The organism is Nocardioides sp. Z13_37 (assembly GCF_058355585.1).
In genome coordinates this window covers 109697-131589 of record NZ_JBZGDV010000009.1, presented here as the reverse complement: position 1 = coordinate 131589, position 21893 = coordinate 109697, and the positions used below count along the sequence as shown (strand labels likewise).

The window sequence follows — 21893 nt, the reverse complement described above, 5'->3', positions numbered from 1 at the left end:
CAGCCTGCCAGAGCCGCCCCGCGCCCTCCCGGGGACCTAGGCTGCGCACATGGACTCCCACTCAGCCGCCGACCGGGTCGCGGTCATGATCGACGCCGACAACACCCGGCCCGCCTACGCCGACGAGGTGCTGGGCGAGGTCGCGAAGTATGGCGACCCGACGATCCGGCGGGTCTACGGCGACTGGACCAACCCCCACCTCACGCAGTGGTCGCGCAAGCTCAACCGTCTCGGTCTGCGCGCGATGCACCAGAACGCCTACACCTCGGGCAAGAACTCCACCGACCTCGCGCTGGTCATCGACGCGATGGACCTGCTCTACGACGGCAATGTCGAGGCGTTCGCGCTGGTCACGAGCGACAGCGACTTCACCAGCCTGGCGCACCGGCTGCGCGAGTCGGGCAAGAGGGTCTACGTGCTCGGCGAGAGCAAGGCGCCGGAGTCGCTGCGCAACGCCTGCGACAAGTTCATCGACCTGGCGGTGATCGCCGACCGGCAGGAGGAGGACGAGGACTCCGACTCCGTCGCCGACGAGTCCGACGACGCCGCCGAGAGCTCCACCCCCTCGATCAACCTGCAGAGCGCGCTGACCCGGGCGGTCAACGCCGTCTCCGACGACGACGGCTGGGCGCTGCTGCCGGCCTTGGGCAACCAGCTGATCCGGACCCACCCGTCGTTCGACGCGCGCAACTTCGCCGGACCGGGAGCACGGCTGAGCACCCTGGTCACCGCCCAGCCCTACCTCGAGACCTCGGGCACGGGGAACGCCATGCTGGTCCGGCTCAAGGGGCACAAGCCCGCGGCCCAGAAGCCGGCCCAGAGGACAGTCCAGAAGACAGTCCAGAAGCCGGCCGACAAGGGTGCCCAGAAGCCGGCGGGGCGCAGGTCGGCGGCGAAGAAGTCGGCGGCGGCGAAGACGAGCGCGCAGCCGCCCGCCGACAAGGACACCCAGAAGGACACCCAGAAGGACACCCAGCAGGACACCCAGCAGGCGACCGAGACCCCGACCGTGAAGGCGACGGTGAAGACGACCGCGAGGCGGGCGGCGGCGAAGCGGTCCTGACCTCTCCGGTCACCGAGCGATCTCACCGGGCGATCAGGTGCACCAGCTCGGTGGCCGCGATCAGGGCGGTCGTCGCGGCGAGCACGAAGGTCGGCCCGCCGATGGCGCGGTAGTGGCGGCGGTCCCGGCGGTCGTCGTCGTAGCGGCGCCACCCCTCGGCCAGGACCCACACCACGATGACGGTCAGGCCGGCGACCGGAAGCATCGCGGCGGCACCCAGGAGCGACCACGTGTGGCGGGCGGTCGCGACGGCCACCACCAGCAGGGCCATCGCCGTGCGCTCCCACGCCAGCGTGGTCTTGATGTCGTCCTTCTTGCGCGCGAGGCGACGAGGCGTCCCGTCGCCGGGGCGGGCCGTGCTCGTCATGGCGATGCCCTCACCGTCACCACTCATCACCACAACAGGGCGAGGAGGACGGCGCACACCGCGACGATCACCAGGCCGAGCAGCGCCCCGAACCCGAACGGCGGCAGGGACTCGCCACGGCGCATGGACCGCTCCGCCATCGCCCACCGCAACCACGTCACTGCCGCAGCGACCAGGGCGAGGACGATCAGCGACAGAGCGATGGCGCGCTGGGCGCCCGAGGGGATGGACAGGTCCACCACGTCGAGGGCGACCCCGCCGGCGAGGAGTGCCAGCGCCGTGCGGATCCAGGCCAGGAAGGTCCGCTCGTTGGCCAGGCTGGCGCTGTACTCCGGGTCCTCGCCCTCGCCGTAGACCCACCGCGGGCGCTGGCTCCTGTCGCGCATCCGTCCAGTGTGGCCCATCCGCGTGCCGGCTGCTCGCGCCCAGCGGGGCACTAGCCGGGATCGCGGTTGGCCACCAGCGGTGTCAGCCACCGGTTGGCCGGGTCGGCGTCGACGAGGAGCGAGCGCACCAGGATCGAGAGCGGGACGGCCAGGATGGCGCCGATGGGACCGATCACACCCGCCCAGAAGATCAGGGAGAGGAAGGTCAGCGTGGAGGTCAGCCCGACGGAGTTGCCGACGACGCGTGGATGGATCACCGAGCCGATGACGAAGTTGACCGCCAGGTAGACCCCCACCACCGCCAGCAGCAGGCCCGGGCCCCCCTCGAGCAGGGCCAGCACGGCCGGCGGCACCAGTCCGATGACGAACCCGATGTGGGGGATGTAGCTGGTCAGGAAGGCCAGCAGCCCCCACACCAGCGGCGCCGGGACGTCGAGGAGCTCCAGGGCGATGGTGTCGAGGACGGCCGCGATCAGGCCGAACGCCGTGGAGACCAGGAGGTAGCGGCGGGTGTCGCGGGCGAAGCTGCGGAGCGCGGCGACCAGGTCGGGACGCTGCGTGGCGACGGCGCCGATCTGGCGTGAGAAGGACGTGGCGTCGACGATCATGAACATCACCAGCGCGAGGAGGAGGACCAGTCCCGAGACCAGCCCGTAGGCGTCGCCCAGGGCATCGGTGGCCACGCCCACGAGCTTGTCCAGGTCGAGGCCGTCGAGGACGTTCCTGATCTGCTCGGTCGAGACACCAGCCCGCTCCAGGACCCCCATCGCGTCCGAGACGACGCCGTTGGCGTCGTCCTTGTAGCGCGGCAGCAGGGTCGCGAACCTGGCGACGGCGACCGCGATCGACAGCGCCAGCCCGACGACGATGGCGGCGACCAGCAGCACACACAGCGTGGTGCTCACCCAGCCCCACAGGTGGCGCTCGAGCCGCACCCGCAGCGGATGCACCGCGATCGTGAGGACCAGGGCGAGGAAGGCGGACCCGATCAGGCTCGCCGAGGCGCGCATGCCGGAGATCACCATGAACGCCGCCGCCAGCCCCAGCAGCACGATCAGTCCTCGCGGCAGTCCTCGCGATCGTGGTTCGGGGCGGGACTCTGCGGCTGGTGACGTCGGCACGGGGACTCCTCCGTCGGGGCGTCGTGACGTCCCGGGACTGGTCCGGCTCCACGAGAATCGGGTCCACCGACGCCGGTCGCGGCGGGCCCCCTACCGCGATCGACGATACGCCTGCCCCGGGTCAGGCGGCGCGCCGCGCTCAGGCCGCGTCCTCCGCGTCGCCGTGCGGCGCGTCGCCGGCCTCCGGCCCGGCACCGCGGTCCACCTCGGCGCCGTTGATCCGGCCGTCGAGGCGGGTCGGGTCGAGGTCGTCGCGGTGCAGCTTGGCGAAGGCGGAGCGGTGGAAGACGAGCGGGTGCTCGCCGTCGCCGCCGCCGACCTCGTGCACCTCGAGGAGCACGATGACGTGGTCGCCGGCGACGACCTCCTCGTGGACGGAGCAGTCGTAGGTCGCCACCGCCTCGTCGAGCAGCACGGCGCCGTTGCCGGTGACCCGGAAGGGCAGGCCGGCGAAGCGCTCCTCGCGGGGCCCGGCGAGCTGGCGGCACACGGCGTCGTGGTGGTCGGCCAGCACGCTGATGCCCAGGCGCCCGGCCTCGCGCAGCTGCGGCCAGGTGGAGCTCGTCACGGCGATGGAGAACGAGACGAGCGGGGGGTCGATGCTCACTGAGGTGAACGAGGACGCGGCGATGCCGGCGAGGTGGCCCTTCACCGACGCCGCCACGGCGACGACCCCGGAGGGGAAGGCGCCGAAGGCGTCGCGCAGTGTGCGCTGGTCGAAGGTGGGGACCCGAGCGGGGCCGGAGCTGGTGGACGCGGTCATGCGGGGCTCACTTCCAGGGCGTGGGCGGTCGGGGCGGGGAGGGTCGGCAGCAGCTGCTGCGCGGTCGCGAACCAGGCGTCGTAGGTCTCGGCACGGTCGTGCTCGGAGTCGAGGACGTAGAGGCCGCGGGTCGGCACCGACGCGCCGAGCTCGACGAGGAGCGGGCGGAGGGAGTGCTCGGTCGCGAGCGAGTGCGCCGGGGAGGCGCCGAGCATCAGGGGGATCGCGGTCACGCCCCCCAGACCCTGGTGGGGGAAGCGGTCGAGGAACGCCTTGAGGAGGCCGGTGTAGGTCGCCTTGTAGGTGGGGCTGGCGACGACGACCACGAGGCTGCCTGCCACGGCCTCGACCAGGTCGGCGACACGCGCCGCCGCCGGGTCGAAGAGCTCGGACGCGTGGTCGGCGAGGTCCACCACCAGGTCGGCGCCCCCGAGCCGGTCGGCGAGGGCGAGCGCGGACGCGTGGGTGCGCGAGCGAGGCGTGGGGTTGCCGACGACCACGGCGACCCGGGCGCTCACGAGGCGGCCCGCTGCGCGCCGAAGGGCACCGCCGCCGGGGAGCTCACCGGCGCGGGGTTGGTCCACAGGCCGCGCCGCTCCAGCACGGGCAGCACGCCTTCACCGAAGTGGTAGGCGCCCTCGAGGTGCGGGTAGGCGGAGAGCACGAACTCCTCGATGCCCAGCGCGGCGTACTCCTCGATCCGGTCCGCGACCTCCTCGTGGCTGCCGACGAGCGCAGTGCCCGCCCCGCCGCGGACCAGGCCGATGCCTGCCCACACGTTGGGGTGGATCTCGAGCCCCTCGCGCGAGCCGTTGTTGAGGGCCAGCATGTTCTGCTGCCCGACCGACTCCGACTGCCTCAGGCCCTCCTGGACCCGGCGGATCTCCGCGTCGTCGATGCCCTCGAGCAACCGGTCCGCCTCGGCCCACGCCTCCTCGGAGGTGTCGCGGTTGATGGTGTGCATCCGGATGCCGAACCGCAGCTCGCGGCCCTGCTTCTCGGCGAGCTCGCGGATCCAGGCGATCTTCCTCGCCACGGCGGCCGGCGGCTCGCCCCACGTGAGATAGACGTCCGCGTGCTTCGCGGCGACGAGTCCGGCGGCGGGCGAGGAGCCGCCGAAGTAGACCTCGGGGACGGGGTCGGGGAGCTGCTGGAGCTGCGCCTGCTCCACGCGGAGGTGGCGCCCGGCGAAGGTGACCTGCTCGCCGGTCCACAGTCGGCGGACGATCTCGAGGAACTCCTCGCACCGCTCGTAGCGGGCGTCCTTGTCGAGGAAGTCGCCGTAGGCGCGCTGCTCGCGCGACTCGCCGCCGGTGACGACGTTGAGCATGAGCCGACCGCCGGAGAGGCTCTGGAAGGTGGCGGCCATCTGGGCGGCGAGGGTGGGCGAGGTCATGCCGGGACGGAACGCCACGAGGAACCTCAGCCGCTCCGAGAGCGGAGCGAGCATCGCGGTGGTCAGCCAGGCGTCCTCGCACCAGGCGCCGGTCGGGGTGAGCGCCGCCTCGAACCCGAGCTGCTCGGCGCTGCGGGCGATCTGCCCGAGGTAGGCGACGCTCGCGGGGCGGCCGCCCGAGCCGTGGGAGACGCCGTGGCCGCCGCTGACGACCTGCCGGCCGTCGCCGCCGTTGGTGGGCAGGAACCAGTGGAACTTCATGTCGATCCTCTCGCAGGGGGCTCGGCGCCGGTCGCAGTGGACCGCCATCTCCCGACTATCTTTATCGATCTTGTAGACAAAGTAGCAGCGGCCCCCGGGATCCGGCGGACCCACACTGCTCGACAATGTCGAGGGGGTGGCAGGCGGCTGCGTGCACGGATCGTGCCCACGGTCCGGAATGTGCCGGGTCGCGAGTGGCGGTCCCACCATTTTGTATAGTTATTCACTAGACTTTAGGGAAGACCCCCGGGGCGACCGGGAACCACCGGTAGGAGCAGAGCGTGCGGATCGAACAGCTGGAGTACCTCGCCGCGGTGACCGAGCACGGTTCGCTGCGCCGCGCGAGCGAGGCCATGCACATCTCCCAGCCGGCCCTGAGCGAGGCCGTGACCAAGCTCGAGAAGGAGCTGGGCACGACGCTGCTCGACCGGCGCCGCACCGGCTCGCGGATCAGCCGGCAGGGCCTCGACCTGCTCCAGAACATGGCGGAGGTCCTCGAGGCCGTCGACCGCCTGCGCCAGGCCGCGGGCCAGCAGTCCGTACGCCGGCGCGACCTCCGCATCGGGACGGTCAACACCGCCTCGTCTAGCCTGCTCGCCCCGGCCCTGCGCGACCTCCACGCGCGGCACGGCTCCGGAGGCGTCGAGGTGGTCAACGGGCGCCAGGCCGACATCCACCAGGGCCTGGCCGAAGGCTCCCTCGACCTCGGGCTCGTCAACGTGCTTCCGGGCGACGAGGTGCCGCCCACGCTCGTCGCCGACCGCCTCCTCGAGGGCACCCCGGTCGCCTGCCTGCCCGTGGGCCACCCGCTGGCCGCCCAGGATCGTGTCACCGTCGACGACCTGCGCGCCGAGCCGCACGTGCTGATGCGGCCCGGCTTCGTCATGCACCGCTATGCCCACCGCCTGTTCGCCGGCACGCTGCCCCGCACGACCTACGCCACGGACGGCGCCGAGATGGGCAAGGCGATGGTGGCTGCCGGGCTCGGGATCTCGGTGCTCCCCGACTTCTCGATCGTCGCCGACCCGCTCGTGAGGGCCGGCGTGCTCACCACCCGGCCCATCGAGACCGACCAGACGACGGTCACGCTCCTGATGATGCGTCGGCGGGCCGAGCGCGTGCCCGAGCCGCTGCGCGACCTGCAGCAGGCGCTGGTGCGGCAGGCCCGGGCCTACCTGGCGTCGCTCGAGCCGCCGGCGGCGGACCTGACCCCGGTGACGCCGATTCAGCAGCCGTGCACGAAGTCGGTCAGCGCCGTGAGCTGACCGGGGTCGGTGGACGGGATGACCCCGTGGCCGAGGTTGAAGATGTGGCCCTTGGCGCGGCGACCCGCCTCGACGATCTCCGCCGCCCGTGCCGTCATCACCTCGGTGGGGGCGAAGACCAGCGTCGGGTCGAGGTTGCCCTGCACCGCCCGGTCGCCGACGAGGGGGATCGCCTGCTCCAGCGGCGTACGCCAGTCCACGCCGACCACGTCGGCGCCGGCCTCCCCCATCAGCCCCAGCAGGTTGCTCGTGCCGACGCCGAAGTGGATGCGCGGCACACCGAGCTCGCCGGCGGCCGCGAGCACCCGCCGGGAGTGCGGCATCACCGAGGCGCGGTAGTCGGTCGGGGTGAGGGCGCCCGCCCACGAGTCGAAGAGCTGGACCGCCGACGCACCGGCCTGCACCTGGATGCGGAGGTAGGCCGCGGCGATCCCGGAGATCTTGCGCATCAGCGCGTCCCAGACGTCGGGCGCGCCGAACATCATCGCCTTGGTCTTCGCGTGCTCCTTCGACGGACCGCCCTCGACCAGGTAGGAGGCGACCGTGAAGGGCGCCCCCGCGAAGCCGATGAGCGGCGTCGCGCCGAGCTCGGCGACGAGCTGGCGCACGGCGCGCACGATGAAGGGGACGTGCTCGACGGTCAGGTCGGGGATCGCCTCGACGTCGGCGAGCGTGCGCACCGGCGAGGCGACGACCGGACCGACACCGGGCACGATGTCGAGGTCGACCCCGACCGCCTTGAGCGGCAGCACGATGTCGGAGAAGAAGATCGCGGCGTCGACGCCGTAGCGGCGCACGGGCTGCAGGGTGATCTCGGTGACGAGGTCGGCGTCCATGCACGACTCGAGCATCCCGATGCCCTCGCGCACCTTGAGGTACTCCGGCAGCGACCGACCCGCCTGCCGCATGTACCAGACCGGGGTGTGGGACGGCACCTCTCCGCGCGCAGCCGCGAGGAAAGGGCTCCGGGCCAGTCCGGGATGGGGCGTGCGGGGGGCGTCGGTCACCCCTGAATTCTCGCAGGTCAGGCGGCGTGGCGGCACATCGGCGAGGCCCGGCGCTGGCCTACTCTGGCCACATGGTGGCCCGTCACGAGACCCACCCGGGCAATGCTGCCGCGGCTGGGCCCGCGGAGTTCCGCTCGGCCGTGGAGTCGATGCGTCGGGCTTCGCTGCGCCCCGAGGTCTTCTGCGAGGAGATGCCGGCGCCCCAGCGCATCGCGCCCTGGTCGTCGGCGCTCAGCGCCGACATCACCGTCGACGAGGAGGACCTCGGCACCGGCCGGCTGATCCTGCTCCACGACCCGGCCGGCAACGACGCCTGGGACGGCACCTTCCGCTGCGTGGCCTACGCCCGCGCCGACATCGACCCCGAGCTCGGCGCCGACCCGATGCTGGCGGCGGTCGGCTGGTCGTGGCTCGAGGAGGCCCTCGACGCCCACGGCGCCGGCCACCACGCCGCCTCCGGCACGGTCACCTGCGTGACCAGCGAGAGCTTCGGCGCGATGGCCGAGGACGCGCGCACCGCCCAGGTCGAGATCCGCGCGTCGTGGACGCCCGACGTCGACGACGACGGCGAGCTCGACATGACGGCGCACGTCGAGGCATGGGGCGAGCTGATGTGCACCGCCGTCGGCCTGCCGCCCGTGCCCGAGGGCGTCACCGCCATCCCCAGCCGACGCGGACAGCGTGGCACCTGACCCGATGGCCGACGAGCCCCAGATCACCCCCGCCGACGCCCGGCCCGACGACGAGCCCGAGGCCCCCGAGGCCCCCGAGGCCCCCGAGGCGCCCCCCGCGCCGCTCCTCGAGCTGCGCGACGGCCTGCCCGCGGTGGTCGACACCGACGCCGGATTGCTGGAGGCGTGCGCGGCGCTGGCCGCGGCGACCGGCCCGGTGGCCATCGACGCCGAGCGGGCCTCGGGCTACCGCTACTCCAACCGCGCCTACCTCATCCAGCTGCGCCGCGAGGGCGCCGGCACGTGGCTCGTCGACCCGATCGGGATGACCACGCTCGCCCCGCTCCAGGAGGCGCTCGAGGGCACCGAGTGGATCCTCCACGCCGCCACCCAGGACCTCCCCTGCCTGCGCGAGGTCGGCCTCACCCCGACCAGCCTGTTCGACACCGAGCTGGCCGGGCGGCTGCTCGGCTACCCCCGCGTCGGCCTCGCCACGCTGGTCGAGACCGTGCTGGGCCAGCGGATGCGCAAGGAGCACTCCGCGGCCGACTGGTCGACGCGACCGCTGCCCGAGCCGTGGCTGGAGTACGCCGCGCTCGACGTCGAGGTGCTCGTCGAGCTGCGCGACCACATGGCCACGGAGCTCGAGCGCGCCGGCAAGGCCGAGTGGGCGCGCCAGGAGTTCGACCACCTGCTGGGCTTCGAGCCGACCGTGCGCGTCGACGCGTGGCGGCGTACGTCCGGGGTGCATCGCCTGCGCGGGCGCCGCGCGCTCGGTGCGGCCCGCGCCCTGTGGGAGGCCCGCGACGCCATCGCCGCCGAGCGCGACGTGACGCCGGGGCGGATCCTGCCCGACGCGGCGATCGTGGCCGCCGCCACCGCGATGCCGACCGACCGCCGGGCACTGCTGGCCACCCCCGGCTTCCACGGCCGCGGCGCGAGCCGCTACGCCGCGACGTGGGTCGACGCGCTGCGACGGGTCCGCGAGATGGACGAGGACGAGCTGCCCACCCGCGCACCGCGGGGCGACGGACCCCCGCACCCCCGCACGTGGGCCGAGCGCGACCCGGTCGCCGACCGGCGCTTCAAGGCCGCCCGCGAGTCGATGCTCAACCTGGCCGAGGTGCACCACCTGCCGGTGGAGAACCTGCTGACCCCCGACTACCTGCGCCGGCTGATGTGGGCGCCGCCGGCGACCCGTGAGCCGGCCGAGCTGGCCGAGGCGGTCCGTGACCAGCTGGCGTCCTACGGCGCCCGGCGCTGGCAGGCCGAGCTGGTCACCGGGGCACTGGTCGGCGCCATCCTCGGGGCCGAGCAGGAGCCCGAGCAGCAGTCCGCGCCCGCATCGGAGTAGGGACGACCCACTCCCGCTCGGGCTACTCCTCCGTCGGGGTCTCGGTCGGGGTCTCGGTCGGCTCGGGCGACTCCGACTCCTCGTCCTCCTCCGGCGCGAGCACCGTCTGCGAGACCTGGTCGATCTGCTCGGTCGTCGTGTCGAGGTCGAGCACACCGGGCGCGGTCACGAGCCGGTCGAGGAGGGGCGTGACCGCCTCCTCGAGCTCCTCGCGCCGGTCGATGAACGGCGGCACGACCATGTAGCGGATGCTGGAGTTGTAGGCCTCCGCGTTGGCCGGCTCCTCGCCGGGCGCCAGGAACTCCGGCGACGCGGCCACCGAGGTGTTGGCCGGAACGATGTAGCCGGTTGCCGCGACCGTGGCGATCGCCGCGTCGGACACGGCGTAGGCGATGAAGTCCGCCGCGTCGCCGGTCACGTCGGAGTCGGCGGACAGGCACAGGCCGCTGATGTCGCCGACGGTCGCCCGGGTGTCGATGACCGGCATCGGCAGCACGTCGAAGTCGAGGTCCTCGGCCTCCCGCATCTCCGGCACCAGGTTGCGGAAGCCGGCGACCATGGCGAGCTCGCCGCGCTTGAACAGCTTGACCGGCGTCGCGCGCGCCAGCTGGGCGTTGGTCGGCGTGATCGTGGGGTCGCGCAGGATCGCCAGCGTCTGGCTCAGCGCCTCGCGGGTGGAGTCGTCGGCGAAGGCGAGCGAGGTGGGCTCGCGGTCGTCGTTGAAGACCTTGCCGTCGCCGGAGTAGATGAACGGCGCGAGACCCTGGAGGGTCGGGTCGATCCACACCCCACGACGGTCGCCGCGACGGCTGGCGAACTGCGCGGCCGCGCCGAACTCGGCGAGCGTCCAGCGCTCCCGCACGCCCTCGTCGTTGGTGCTCGGGACGTCGAGGCCGCGGCGCTCCATCTTGTCGAAGTCGACGAGCCGGGTGTTGTAGTAGATGACCATCGGCGAGACCGAGTACGCCATGCACTGCAGCTCGTCGTCCATCGCGAAGGCGTCGACCGCGTCACGCGAGAAGCGGTCGCCGAAGTCGACGCCACGCTCGTCGAGCAGCAGGCTCACCGGCTGGAGCGCACCGGCCTCGACGAGCTGGTCGAGGTCGATGCGGGAGGTGAGGAACGCGTCGGGCGCGTTGCCGGCCAGCACGTCTGCCACGGCGGCCTCGTGGTCGGGCCACGACTCCAGCGTGACCCGGCGGTCGGTGGAGGAGGCGTTGAAGGAGTCGACGACGCTCTGGAACGCCGCCACCTCCTCCTCGCTGCCGTAGGCGCCGAAGGTGACCTCCCGCGGCTTCTCGGCCGTCTTCGTGGGCTTGCCGGACTGCCCCGCGGAGGGGGTCGGACGCGGCTCGGGCTCGTCCTCCCCGGTGCAGGCAGCCGTCGTCAGCGCGACCGCGAGGGCCGTGGCGAGCAGGGCACAGCGACGCAGGGAAGGGGTCCGGGACACGGCGAAACCCTATCGGGACAGGCCACGTCGGGCGGCCAGGACGGCAGTGAAGATCGTCTCGTCGAGCGCCGCGCCCTCGCGTCGTACGCCGCCACGCTCGAGGTGGATGAGCCGGTCGAGGCGCACCTCGCTGGGCCGGCCCCGCGCGTCCCACCCGCCCGTGCCGACATCCATCCAGTGGCGCCCCCACCTGGTCTCGTCGGCGGCGTCGCGGTCGTGGTCCTGGCTGCTCAGCATCAGCCCCACCCAGCCGTCGTCCTCCCCCGCCCCCGCGGTGTCGATGACCAGCACCGGCCGGTCCTTGCCCCGGCTCGGGTCGTCCTCGTAGGGCACCCACGCCCACACGACCTCACCGGGGTCGGGCTCGCCGTCACGCTCGGGCGCGTAGGTGCCCTCGCCCGGGGGCGTGGATGCCGTGGGCGTCCGGGGCATCGTGGGCATCGTGGGCGTCCCGTCGCGGGACAGCAGGCCGGCGACGCGGCGGCGGAGGCTCATGGGTCGAGCCTAGGCCTGCCGCCGTCGTAGGTGAGTGCGCCGGACTGGGAGCGCCTCACGGCGCGTGGCCGCTCGTAGCGGCTTATTTTGGGACCCGGGGCTGCCACAGCCCGACGCACTCATGGACATTTTAACGCGTCAGGTGAGGCTGCCGCGGATTTCCACCTGACCCGCGGCCTCGAGCTGCTCCGACAGCGCGAGCATCCGGGTGATCTCCTCGTGCGAGGCGGTGCCGAGGGCCGCGCGGCCGGCGGCGACGATGCGCGCGAAGGCGGCGGCGCGGAACAGGGTCACCGCGAAGTCGCCGCGCGTGATCCCGCGCAGCACGTCGTCCACCATCCGGCGCAGCTCGTCGGGGCCGGGAGGGTCGGCCACGCCGGCGACCACCCGCGCGACGTCGACGCGGCGCTGGCCGGCCTCGTAGTCGCCGGCCACGCGCTCGGGGTCGGCGTGCACCCACGAGCGCAGCAGGAACAGCCGCCACAGGCTCCCGGCGAGGGTGTCGGCGGGCGCCCCCGACCACACCTCGGCGAGCGTCTCGAGGCCCTCCGTGTCGGCGAGGTGGACCACCCGCTCGGCCAGCTCGGGGTCGGCCGAGCGGCGCGCGCCGCGCACCAGCACGGTCGCGGCGAGGTCGCCCGCCTCGCGCAGCTGCGCGGGGTCGGCGCCCCCGGCGATGTCGGCGAAGAAGCCGCCGCCGGGGGTCATCGGGCGGTGGTGCTGGCGACCGGTCATCCCGCCAGCCTAGAACGGGTCCGAACGGCTCAGCCAGCCGTTCCCATCACCTTGCGGATGCGCTGGTCGCTGACCTTGGCGGCCGTGCCGAGCTGCTGGGCGAACAGCGACACCCGGTACTCCTCGAGCAGCCAGCGGGCCTCGCGGAGGTGCTGGGGCATCGGCTGGCCCTCGGGCAGCGCCGCGACGGCGTGCAGCCACGCCTCCTGCAGCCCGGAGACCTGGTCCATCAGCTGGCGGTCGCGGGCGACCTGGGCGTCGAGGCGCTCGCGCCGGTGGGTCACGGCGGCGAGGTAGCGCGGGTAGTCGCGCAGCCGGCGCACCCCCGCCTCCCCGATGAAGCCGGGCGCCATCAGCCCCTCGACCTGCGCGCGCATGTCGGTGAGCGCGGGGAGGGTCATCAGGTCGGCGCGCCCGGAGATCGCCCGGTCGGTGGTGCGCCAGGCCTCCAGCACCCGCATCACCTCGTGCACCGCCGGGCCGAGGCCGGTGGCGACGGCGTCGCGGGCGTCGGCCACCACGGCGTCGTACGCCGCCTCGTCGCGCACCGTCGGGTGGCGGTCGACCACCTCGCCGACGATGCCGGCCCGCACGTCGTCGAGCAGGTCGGCCACCGACGGGTAGGGCGAGCCGACCAGCGCGAGCTTGGCGCGCTGGTCGAGCCCGGCGGCGGCGAGCACGTCGTCGACGGGCTCGGCCGGGCCGAGCGCGAGGAGCACCAGGCGGCGTACGCCGAGCCGGTGGTGCGCGGCGGCCACGTCGGCGGTCGCCAGCACCTGCAGGCCCACCGTCGAGCCCTCGTCGACGAGCGCGGGGAAGCCGCGCACCTCGTGGCCGGCGCGACGCTGCACGAAGGACTCCTCGACCGTGCCGAAGGTCCACGTCGTGCGGCCGGTGGCGCTGACCCCGGAGTCGGAGGCCACGTCGGCCATGGCCTGCTCGAACGTCGGTCGCAGCGGCTCCTTGAGCGCGTCGAGGTCCTTGCCCCGGGCGGCCTCGGCACCCTCCTCGGTCACCACCCGGTACGTCGGGCGGAGGTGGGCCGGCACCTTCGACCAGTCCCACGCCTCGCGGGGGATGACCAGGCTGCGGGTGCTGCGGGCGAACCGCTCGAGCGCGTCGAGGAGCGGCTCGGCGCCCGGCGGCGTCGCGGCGAGGAACTCGCGGGCGGTGTTGGGGGCGGGCACCATCGCGACGCGGAGGCTCTTGGGCAGCGAGCGGATCAGCTCGGTGACCAGCTCCTCGCGCAGCCCCGGCACCAGCCACGAGAAGTCGTCGGCGTCGATGCGGTTGAGGGTGGCGACGGGGACGTCGATGGTGAGCCCGTCGTCGGCGGCGCCGGGCTCGAAGTGGTAGCTGATCGGGAAGGTCAGCCCCGCCTCGTCGCTGTCGTGCCACTGCGTCGGGAAGTCGTGCGCGCGCACCTCGCCGGCGGTGTCGTGGGTGAGCATCTCGGGATCGAAGGTGAGCAGGTCGGGCTGCTTCTGCCGCGCGCGCTTCCACCACTGGTCGAAGTGCTGGCCGCTGACGACGTCGGCACCGACGCGCGCGTCGTAGAAGTCGAACAGCGTCTCCTCGTCGACGACGATGTCGCGGCGCCGGGCCCGGTGCTCGAGCTCCTCGGCCTCCTCGAGCAGGCGGGTGTTCTCGGTGAGGAACCGGTGGCGGGAGTCCCACTCGCGCTGGACGAGGGCGTGGCGGATGAAGAGCTCGCGGGCGAGCGCCGGGTCGACCGTGCCGTAGGACACGAGGCGGTCGGCCACCAGCGGGACGCCGTACAGCGTGACCCGCTCGCGGGCCATCACGGCGGCGCGCTTGCGCGACCAGTGCGGCTCGGAGTAGGTGCGCTTGACCAGGTGCGCGCCGAGGGTCTCGGCCCACTCGGGCTTGATGGCGGCGTTCTGCCGGGCCCACAGGCGCGAGGTCTCCACCAGCTCGGCGCTCATCAGGAAGTCGGGGTTGCGCCCCTTCAGCACGCTGCCGGGGAAGATCGCGAAGCGGGCGTTGCGGGCGCCGACGTACTCGCGCATCGGGCGCCGCTCCCCCGGCCGCGACTTCTCCCGCTCCTCCAGCGCACCGACGTGGCTCAGCAGGCCGGAGAGCAGGGCCTGGTGGATGCCGTCCTCGTCGTAGGCCGCCCCGCCCTCGCTGCTGCCGGTGCGGCCGAGGTCGAGCTTCATCTCCTTGCACACCTGGCGCAGCTGCGACTCGTAGTCCTGCCACTCGCGGATGCGCAGGTAGTTGAGGTGCTCGCGCTTGCACATCCGGCGGAACGCGCTGGAGGACAGCTCGCGCTGCTGCTGCTTGAGGTGGCGCCAGAGATTGAGCCAGGTGAGGAAGTCGCTGGACTCGTGCCTGAAGCGGGCGTGCAGCTGGTCGGCCTGCGCCCGCTGCTCCTCGGGCCGCTCGCGGGGGTCCTGGATGGACAGCGCCGCGGCGATCACCAGGACGTCGCGCAGGCAGCCGAGGCGCTCGGCCTCGAGGATCATCCGCCCCAGCCGGGGGTCGATCGGGAGCCGGGCCAGGCGCCGCCCGACCTGCGTCAGGCGGACCCCCGGCCGCGACGTCATGGCCTTCGGCGGTCGGGACCGGGGATCCTCATGACGTCCGGGCTCGGGGGCGGTCGAGATCGCGCCGAGCTCCTCGAGCAGGTCGGTGCCGGCCTTGATGTTGCGGCGGTCGGGCGGCTCCACGAAGGGGAACCGCGCGATGTCGCCCAGGCGCAGCGAGGCCATCTGGAGGATGACGCTCGCGAGGTTGGTCCGCAGAATCTCCGGGTCGGTGAACTCGGGGCGCGCCTCGAAGTCCTCCTCGGAGTAGAGCCGGATCGCGATGCCCTCGGACACGCGACCGCAGCGTCCCGAGCGCTGGTTGGCCGAGGCCTGGCTGATCGGCTCGATGGGCAGGCGCTGCACCTTGGTGCGCACCGAGTAGCGGCTGATCCGCGCAACGCCGGTGTCGACGACGTAGCGGATGCCGGGCACCGTCAGCGACGTCTCGGCGACGTTGGTGGCCAGCACGACGCGCCGCACGGTGGAGGGGTGGCTGGAGAAGACCCGGTGCTGGTCGGCGGCGCTGAGCCGGGAGTAGAGCGGCACGATCTCGAGCCGGTCGCTGCCGAGGGCGGAGAAGGCGTCGGCGGTGTCGCGGATCTCACGCTCGCCGGGCAGGAAGACGAGCACGTCGCCGGGCCCCTCGGCCGACAGCTCGCGGACGGCGTCGAGGATCGCCTCGGTCTGGTCACGCTGGACCGGCTCGCCGTCCTCGTCGTTCTCCGGCAGCTCCAGCAACGGCCGGTAGCGGACCTCGACCGGGTACGTACGCCCCGACACCTCGACCACCGGGGCGCGGAAGTGCTCGGCGAAGCGGTCGACGTCGATCGTCGCGCTGGTGATGATGACCTTGAGGTCGGGCCGGCGCGGCAGCAGCCGCTTGAGGTAGCCGAGCAGGAAGTCGATGTTGAGGCTGCGCTCGTGGGCCTCGTCGATGATGATCGTGTCGTACTTGCGCAGGTCGCGGTCGCGCTGCAGCTCGGCGAGCAGGATGCCGTCGGTCATCAGCTTGACCCGGCTGGCGCGGCTGGTGCGGTCGGTGAAGCGCACCTGGTAGCCCACGACGTCGCCGAGCTCGGTGCCGAGCTCCTCGGCGATCCGCTCCGCGACGGAGCGGGCCGCGATGCGCCGCGGCTGGGTGTGGCCGATCAGCTTGCCGCCGTCCGCCGCCCCGAGCCCGCGGCCGAGCTCGAGGCAGATCTTGGGCAGCTGGGTGGTCTTGCCGGAGCCGGTCTCGCCGGCGACGATCACGACCTGGTGGTCGCGGATGGCGGCGGCGATGTCGTCGCGGCGCGCGGAGACCGGGAGCTCGGCCGGGTAGGTGATCTTCACAACGGGCGCCATTCTCGCCCACGGTGGCAACCGGTGGGGCGGCGGTGGCGCCCGTTGCTGGGTGGATCAGGACTCCGAGCCGTCCTTGCTGTCCGGAGCGGTGTCGTCCGGCGAGGCCGGGTGCTCGTGGTCCGGCGCCCCGGGGCCGCCGAACATCCGTCCACCGCGCCCGTCCTGGCGGTCCCCGAAGTCGTGGTCGCCGAAGTCGTGGTCACCGAAGTCGTGGTCGCCGTGGTCGTGGTCGCCGAACTCGCGGTCACCGAACTGGCGGTCGCCGAAGTCGCGCTCGAACTCGTCGCCCTGCTCGCCGGGCTGGCCGGGCTGGCCGGGCTGGCCGGGCTGGCCGGGCTGGCCGGGCTGGCTCTGGTCGCCTGGCGCGCCCGGGTAGCCGTGCTCGCCCTGGTAGCCGCGGTCGCCCTGGTCGCCGCGCTCGTCCATCTGGTCCTGGCGCTCGCTCCAGCCGGGGTCGCCGGAGCCGAGGTCGTCGTCGGCAGAGGCGCTGACGGCGACGCCGCCGAGGCCACCGACGATCAGGCCGGCGATGGCGGTGCCGGCGAGCGCGGCCGTGCCGAAGCGGCGGCCGCCGCCGTTGCCGGAGGGCCGCACCCCGCGCAGGCGCTCGCGCATCCCGCGCCTGCCCTCGGGGCCGGGCGCGGCCGGCGCAGCGGTGGTGGGGTCGTTCTGTGCGTTGGTCATGGAGTCGTTCTGGGGAGTGGTCATCGCATCCGTGGTGGGGTTGGTGGGTGTGTCTGGGCTGGGACCGGCCTCGGGACCGGTCGTGGGGGCGGTGCCCGCAGGACGCATCGGCTGCGTCTCGTCGGGCTGCCGGCCCGGTGTCTGGTTCGTCATGTGACCAGCGTGCGCCGCTCGCCTGTGGCGCGCCTGTGGCGCGCCCCTGAGGGCGCCCAGAGATCCGCGCAGAGATCCGCCCAGAAAGCTCGGAGGCGATCTGGCCATCGATGTCGAGCACGCCGTGGCGGCTCCGTCCCCGGGGTGGACGCGGCGACAATGGCCGCACTGACAAGGAGACCGACCATGCCGAAGTACCTGCTCCTCAAGCACTACCGCGGCGCGCCCGCGACCGTGAACGACGTCCCGATGGACCAGTGGACTCCCGAGGAGGTCGACGCCCACATGGCGTTCATGGACGACTTCGGCAGGCGCCTGGAGGAGAGCGGCGAGTACGTCGACGCCCAGGCCCTGTCGATGGACGGCGCGTGGGTGCGCGCCGAAGGCCCCGGCAGGCCGCCGGTCACCGACGGGCCGTTCGCCGAGACCAAGGACCTCATCGCCGGGTGGTACGTCATCGACGTCGATGGCTGGGACCGCGCGGTCGAGCTCGCGAGCGAGCTGTCGTTGGCGCCGGGCAAGGACGGCAAGCCGATCCACGAGTGGCTCGAGGTGCGCCCCTTCTACGGCGCCCCCACCTCGACCGGCGACTGAGCGCCCCGTGCCCGACCCCTTCGACGAGGCGGCGCTGCGCCCGCTCGTGCCTGCGGTCATCGGGGTCCTCGTCCGTCGCGGAGCCGATTTCGCGACGGCCGAGGACGCCGTGCAGGACGCCCTCGTCGAGGCGGTCCGCACGTGGCCCGGCGACCCGCCGCGCGACGCCAAGGGCTGGCTGGTCACGGTTGCCTGGCGGCGCTTCCTCGACGTCGTACGCTCCGAGGACGCGCGGCGGCGGCGCGAGCTCGCGGTCGACCTCGAGCCCGCCGCCGGGGCCGTCGAGGCCGCCGACGACACGCTGTGGCTGCTCTTCCTCTGCGCCCACCCCGCGCTGTCCCCGGCGTCGGCGGTGGCACTGACCCTGCGCGCGGTCGGCGGCCTCACCACCCGCCAGGTCGCGGCGGCCTACCTCGTCCCGGAGGCGACGATGGCGCAGCGCATCAGCCGGGCGAAGCGCACGGTCTCCGACGCGGCGTTCGACCGGCCGGGCGACCCGGCGACGGTGCGACGGGTGCTCTACCTCGTCTTCAACGAGGGCTACGCCGGCGACGTCGACCTCGCCGCCGAGGCGATCCGGCTCACCCGGGAGCTGGCGCGGCTGCGCCCCGGCGACCCCGAGACCGACGGCCTGCTCGCGCTGATGCTGCTGCACCACGCGCGACGCCCCGCGCGCGTGCGCCCCGACGGCACGCTCGTGCCCCTCGCCGAGCAGGACCGCTCCCGGTGGGACACCGCGCTCATCGAGGAGGGCGTGCTCCTCCTGCAGGGCGCCCTGGTGCGCCAGCAGCGCGGCGAGTTCCAGCTGCAGGCGGCCGTCGCCGCGCTGCACGCCGACGCCCGGTCGGCGGCGGAGACCGACTGGGTGCAGATCGTGCAGTGGTACGACGAGCTGCTGGCGCTGACCGGCAGCCCGGTCGTCCGGCTCAACCGGGCCGTCGCGGTCGGGGAGGCCGACGGCGCCCGCGCGGGGCTGGCAGCGCTCGCGGAGGTCGACCCCGCCCTGCCCCGCCACCGCGCCGTGTCGGCCTACCTCCACGAGAAGGACGGCGACCTCGCGGCCGCCGCACGGCTCTACGCCGAGGCCGCCGGGCTGGCCACGGACGCCGCTGAGCGCACCCACCTCACCCGGCAGGCGGCACGGCTCAACTCGGCGCGCTGACAGCGACGACACAGCGGCCCCACAGGAAACCGGGGCAGGATGGACTCGTGCAGCAGCTCACCCGACCCGACGGCTCGCCCGTGCGCGTCCTCGTCGTCGACGACGAGGTCAACATCGCCGAGCTCCTCGCGATGGCGCTGCGCTACGAGGGCTGGGACCTGCGGATGGCGCACACCGGCAGCGAGGCCGTGGCGGCCGCGCGCGAGTTCCACCCGGACGCCGTGGTGCTCGACATCATGCTCCCCGACTTCGACGGCCTCGAGGTGCTGCGCCGCCTGCGCGCGGACGGCAACGACGTACCCGTGCTCTTCCTCACCGCCAAGGACGCCGTGGAGGACCGCGTCGCCGGCCTCACCGCCGGCGGCGACGACTACGTCACCAAGCCGTTCTCGCTGGAGGAGGTCGTGGCTCGGCTGCGCGGACTGATCCGCCGCGGCGGCACCGCGGCGCAGGCCGTCGCCGGCAACGTGCTGGTGGTCGGCGACCTCACCCTCGACGAGGACAGCCACGAGGTGCACCGCGGCGGCGAGGAGATCCACCTGACCGCCACCGAGTTCGAGCTGCTGCGCTTCCTCATGCGCAACCCGCGACGCGTGCTGAGCAAGGCGCAGATCCTCGACCGGGTGTGGCACTACGACTTCGGCGGCCAGGCCAACGTCGTCGAGCTCTACATCTCCTACCTGCGCAAGAAGATCGACGCCGGACGCCCCCCGATGATCCACACGATGCGCGGAGCCGGCTACGTCCTGAAGCCGGCGTCGTGAGGCGCCCGCTCCACCGGCCCGTCACGCTCACCGCGCGGCTGGTCGCGGTGGTGGTGCTCCTCGTCGCGCTGACCGCGGCCGTCATCGGCACCGTGACCACCCTGGCGATGCAGCGCAACCTCGACAGCCAGCTCGACGGCGACGTCCGAGTGGCCCTCGAGCGGACCATCCGCGGCTCGGACGGTCCCGGCCGCGGGCCGGGCCGCGGCGAGGACGGCTTCGGCCCGGGCCAGCAGTTCGGCTCCATCCAGGCCGTCGTCTCCGACGACGGCACCGCGTCGGGCCTGGTGCTGTCCGAGCAGGACGAGGACAGCTGGGGCGCCGCGACCGCGCTCAGCGACGACCAGCTCGACGTGCTCGCCGACGTCCGTGCCGACGGCGACGGCCCCGAGCTCCGCACCGTCTACGTCCCGGACCTGGGCCGCTACCGCGTCGGCGTCAGGGAGGTCTCGGGCGGCCGGGTGGTCGCCGGGCTCCCCCTCGCCGACGTCGACGACACGGTCGGCGACCTCGTCCGCCTCGAGCTGCTCGCCACCCTCATCGGCGTGGTGGCCGCCGCGGCGGTGGGGACGGTCGTCGTACGCCGCCAGCTCGCGTCGTTGCGCGAGGTCTCGGCCACCGCCCGCCGGGTCGCCGAGCTGCCGCTGGCGTCCGGGGAGATCGAGATGGCCGAGCGGGTGCCGGCGCGGCTCACCGATGAGCGCACCGAGGTCGGACAGGTCGGCTCGGCGCTCAACGCGATGCTCGACCACGTCGAGGACTCGCTCGACCGGCGCTACCGCAGCGAGCAGCAGGTGCGGCAGTTCGTGGCCGACGCCTCGCACGAGCTGCGCACCCCGCTCGCGACCATCGCCGGCTACACCGAGCTCGCCCGTCAGCGCCCGGAGACGATGCCCGCGGCGCTGACCAAGGTCGAGAACGAGTCGGCGCGGATGACCGCCCTCGTCGAGGACCTGCTCCTGCTCGCCCGGCTCGACGCGGGGCGTCCGCTCCAGCGCGAGCCGGTGGACCTCTCGCGGCTGCTGCTCGAGGCCGTCGACGACGCGCGTGTGGTCGACCCCGAGCACCACTGGCGGTTGTCGCTGCCCGACGCGCCCCTCGTCGTGGAGGGCGACGCCGCCCGCCTGCACCAGGTCATCACCAACCTGCTGACCAACGCCAGCCGCTACACCCCGCCCGGCACCACGGTGACGGTCGCCGGCAGCGCGAGCGGCTTCACCGTCCACGACGACGGCCCGGGCTTCGCGCCGGACCTCGCGCCCCACGCGTTCGAGCGCTTCACCCGCGGCGACGCGGCCCGCAGCCGCGGCGGGGCCGGTCTCGGCCTCTCGCTCGTCGAGGCGATCGTCCGCGCCCACGGCGGCTCGGTGGCGCTCGCCAGCCGGCCGGGCGACACCACGATCACCGTGGCGCTCCCGACCGTCCCGGCGTAAACGCCGGTTACGGTGGCCGGGTGAGCCTCACCACCCTCGCCGACAAGGTCGTCGTCATCACCGGCGCCGGATCCGGGATCGGCCGTGCGCTCGCGCTGCGCAGCGCGCGGGCCGGCGCCCACCTCGCGCTCGCCGACTGGGACGCCGGGCGGCTCGCCGAGACCGTCGGCCTCGTCGAGCAGGCCGGGGCGACCACGGTGTGCCACGACCTCGTCGACGTCTCCGACCGTGCTGCGGTCGCGGCGTGGGCGTCCGCGGTCGTCGAGCGGCTGGGGCGGGTCGACCTCGTGGTCAACAACGCAGGCGTGACCGCGACCGGCGACTTCACCGACCTGACCTACGAGGACCTCGACTGGATCGTCGGGGTCAACTTCTACGGGGTGGTCCACGGCTCCAAGGAGTTCCTCCCCCACCTCATCGCGAGCGGCAACGGCGCCCTGGTCAACATCTCCTCGCTCTTCGGCCTCATCTCCGCCCCCGGGCAGTCGGCCTACAACGCCACCAAGTACGCCGTGCGCGGGCTGACCGAGGCGATCCGCGAGGAGATGCTCGTCGCCGGGCACCCCGTCACCGTGACCTGCGTCCACCCCGGCGGCATCCGCACCGGCATCAGCCGCCACGGCCGCAAGGCCGCCGGCCTCGACGGCGCCCGCATCGACGCGCTGTTCGACGACAGGCTCGCGCGGATGTCGCCCGAGCGCGCCGCCGAGATCATCCTCGCCGGCGCGCTCGCGGGGAAGCCGCGGGTGCTCGTCGGCCTCGACGCCCACCTCGTCCACCACGCCGCCAGGCTTCTCGGCGCCCGCTACCAGGACGTCGTCGCCCGCCTGACCTCCCGCCGCCCCTGAGCCGAGTCGGCGCGTCCTGACCGCA

General features: G+C 73.6%; 21 protein-coding genes. 9 read left to right on the top strand and 12 right to left on the bottom strand.

What is annotated here, in order from left to right; all coding sequences use genetic code 11:
* The first annotated feature begins 49 nt into the window (after positions 1 to 49).
* The gene (locus tag AC4H2S_RS19135) at positions 50 to 1063 is read left to right on the top strand and encodes an NYN domain-containing protein (protein WP_491498573.1); all 1014 of its coding nucleotides are present in this window, start codon (positions 50 to 52) and stop codon (positions 1061 to 1063) included.
* A gap of 22 nt (positions 1064 to 1085) precedes the next feature.
* Here AC4H2S_RS19135 and AC4H2S_RS19130 read toward each other — a convergent pair whose 3' ends face one another.
* The 6 genes from AC4H2S_RS19130 to AC4H2S_RS19105 form a co-directional block, all read right to left on the bottom strand.
* Entirely contained in the window at positions 1086 to 1430 is a 345-nt protein-coding gene (locus tag AC4H2S_RS19130; RefSeq protein WP_491498572.1) for a DUF202 domain-containing protein, read from the bottom strand.
* 26 nt (positions 1431 to 1456) lie between these two features.
* Positions 1457 to 1816, bottom strand: coding sequence for a YidH family protein (locus tag AC4H2S_RS19125; protein WP_491498571.1), 360 nt, complete (start codon positions 1814 to 1816; stop codon positions 1457 to 1459).
* Positions 1817 to 1866: 50 nt separating this feature from the next.
* Positions 1867 to 2868, bottom strand: a complete 1002-nt coding sequence (locus AC4H2S_RS19120) for an AI-2E family transporter (protein WP_491498570.1) — start codon at positions 2866 to 2868, stop codon at positions 1867 to 1869.
* Between the two features lie 208 nt (positions 2869 to 3076).
* Positions 3077 to 3700: a flavin reductase family protein gene (locus tag AC4H2S_RS19115; RefSeq protein ID WP_491498569.1), complete on the bottom strand. Its 624-nt coding sequence runs from the start codon at positions 3698 to 3700 to the stop codon at positions 3077 to 3079.
* Positions 3697 to 4218 carry an NADPH-dependent FMN reductase gene (locus AC4H2S_RS19110; RefSeq protein ID WP_491498568.1) on the bottom strand — a complete coding sequence of 174 codons (522 nt, stop codon included), beginning with the start codon at positions 4216 to 4218 and terminating at the stop codon, positions 3697 to 3699. The genes AC4H2S_RS19115 and AC4H2S_RS19110 overlap by 4 nt, the downstream gene beginning before the upstream one ends.
* Entirely contained in the window at positions 4215 to 5357 is a 1143-nt protein-coding gene (locus AC4H2S_RS19105) for an LLM class flavin-dependent oxidoreductase (RefSeq protein WP_491498567.1), read from the bottom strand. The genes AC4H2S_RS19110 and AC4H2S_RS19105 overlap by 4 nt, the downstream gene beginning before the upstream one ends.
* A 281-nt stretch (positions 5358 to 5638) precedes the next feature.
* Here AC4H2S_RS19105 and AC4H2S_RS19100 point away from each other — a divergent pair, with 281 nt between their 5' ends.
* Entirely contained in the window at positions 5639 to 6622 is a 984-nt protein-coding gene (locus tag AC4H2S_RS19100) for a LysR family transcriptional regulator (RefSeq protein ID WP_491498566.1), read from the top strand.
* Here the strand turns inward: AC4H2S_RS19100 and hemE are convergent.
* The gene (gene hemE / locus AC4H2S_RS19095; RefSeq protein ID WP_491498565.1) at positions 6583 to 7629 is read right to left on the bottom strand and encodes a uroporphyrinogen decarboxylase; all 1047 of its coding nucleotides are present in this window, start codon (positions 7627 to 7629) and stop codon (positions 6583 to 6585) included. The two genes, AC4H2S_RS19100 and hemE, sit on opposite strands and share 40 nt — an antisense overlap.
* Positions 7630 to 7700: 71 nt before the next feature.
* On the opposite strand from hemE, the gene AC4H2S_RS19090 reads away from it, so the two are divergent.
* Together AC4H2S_RS19090 and AC4H2S_RS19085 are read left to right on the top strand one after the other, a co-directional pair.
* On the top strand, positions 7701 to 8321 hold the full coding sequence (locus tag AC4H2S_RS19090) for a DUF3000 domain-containing protein (RefSeq protein ID WP_491498564.1): 621 nt from the start codon (positions 7701 to 7703) through the stop codon (positions 8319 to 8321).
* The gene (locus AC4H2S_RS19085) at positions 8311 to 9654 is read left to right on the top strand and encodes an HRDC domain-containing protein (protein WP_491498563.1); all 1344 of its coding nucleotides are present in this window, start codon (positions 8311 to 8313) and stop codon (positions 9652 to 9654) included. Before AC4H2S_RS19090 ends, AC4H2S_RS19085 begins: the two co-directional genes overlap by 11 nt.
* A gap of 22 nt (positions 9655 to 9676) precedes the next feature.
* Here the strand turns inward: AC4H2S_RS19085 and AC4H2S_RS19080 are convergent, their stop codons facing one another.
* From AC4H2S_RS19080 to AC4H2S_RS19060, 5 genes are all read right to left on the bottom strand, one after another.
* Complete coding sequence (locus AC4H2S_RS19080) at positions 9677 to 11104, bottom strand: ABC transporter substrate-binding protein (RefSeq protein WP_491498562.1); 1428 nt, start codon at positions 11102 to 11104, stop codon at positions 9677 to 9679.
* A 9-nt stretch (positions 11105 to 11113) separates the two neighbouring features.
* On the bottom strand, positions 11114 to 11599 hold the full coding sequence (locus AC4H2S_RS19075) for a type II toxin-antitoxin system PemK/MazF family toxin (RefSeq protein WP_491498561.1): 486 nt from the start codon (positions 11597 to 11599) through the stop codon (positions 11114 to 11116).
* A gap of 138 nt (positions 11600 to 11737) precedes the next feature.
* Complete coding sequence (locus tag AC4H2S_RS19070) at positions 11738 to 12334, bottom strand: hypothetical protein (protein WP_491498560.1); 597 nt, start codon at positions 12332 to 12334, stop codon at positions 11738 to 11740.
* A gap of 29 nt (positions 12335 to 12363) precedes the next feature.
* Positions 12364 to 16230, bottom strand: a complete 3867-nt coding sequence (gene hrpA, locus AC4H2S_RS19065; protein WP_491498559.1) for an ATP-dependent RNA helicase HrpA — start codon at positions 16228 to 16230, stop codon at positions 12364 to 12366.
* Positions 16231 to 16284: 54 nt separating this feature from the next.
* The gene (locus AC4H2S_RS19060; RefSeq protein WP_491498558.1) at positions 16285 to 17067 is read right to left on the bottom strand and encodes a hypothetical protein; all 783 of its coding nucleotides are present in this window, start codon (positions 17065 to 17067) and stop codon (positions 16285 to 16287) included.
* A 186-nt stretch (positions 17068 to 17253) separates the two neighbouring features.
* On the opposite strand from AC4H2S_RS19060, the gene AC4H2S_RS19055 reads away from it, so the two are divergent.
* The 5 genes from AC4H2S_RS19055 to AC4H2S_RS19035 are packed head-to-tail and all read left to right on the top strand — an operon-like array spanning position 17254 to position 21868.
* Positions 17254 to 17661 carry a YciI family protein gene (locus tag AC4H2S_RS19055; protein WP_491498557.1) on the top strand — a complete coding sequence of 136 codons (408 nt, stop codon included), beginning with the start codon at positions 17254 to 17256 and terminating at the stop codon, positions 17659 to 17661.
* A 7-nt stretch (positions 17662 to 17668) separates the two neighbouring features.
* Positions 17669 to 18823: an RNA polymerase sigma factor gene (locus tag AC4H2S_RS19050; protein ID WP_491498556.1), complete on the top strand. Its 1155-nt coding sequence runs from the start codon at positions 17669 to 17671 to the stop codon at positions 18821 to 18823.
* Between the two features lie 47 nt (positions 18824 to 18870).
* The gene (locus AC4H2S_RS19045) at positions 18871 to 19587 is read left to right on the top strand and encodes a response regulator transcription factor (protein ID WP_491498555.1); all 717 of its coding nucleotides are present in this window, start codon (positions 18871 to 18873) and stop codon (positions 19585 to 19587) included.
* Complete coding sequence (locus AC4H2S_RS19040) at positions 19584 to 21020, top strand: sensor histidine kinase (RefSeq protein WP_491498554.1); 1437 nt, start codon at positions 19584 to 19586, stop codon at positions 21018 to 21020. Before AC4H2S_RS19045 ends, AC4H2S_RS19040 begins: the two co-directional genes overlap by 4 nt.
* Before the next feature lie 20 nt (positions 21021 to 21040).
* Complete coding sequence (locus tag AC4H2S_RS19035; RefSeq protein WP_491498553.1) at positions 21041 to 21868, top strand: SDR family NAD(P)-dependent oxidoreductase; 828 nt, start codon at positions 21041 to 21043, stop codon at positions 21866 to 21868.
* Positions 21869 to 21893: the final 25 nt, after the last annotated feature.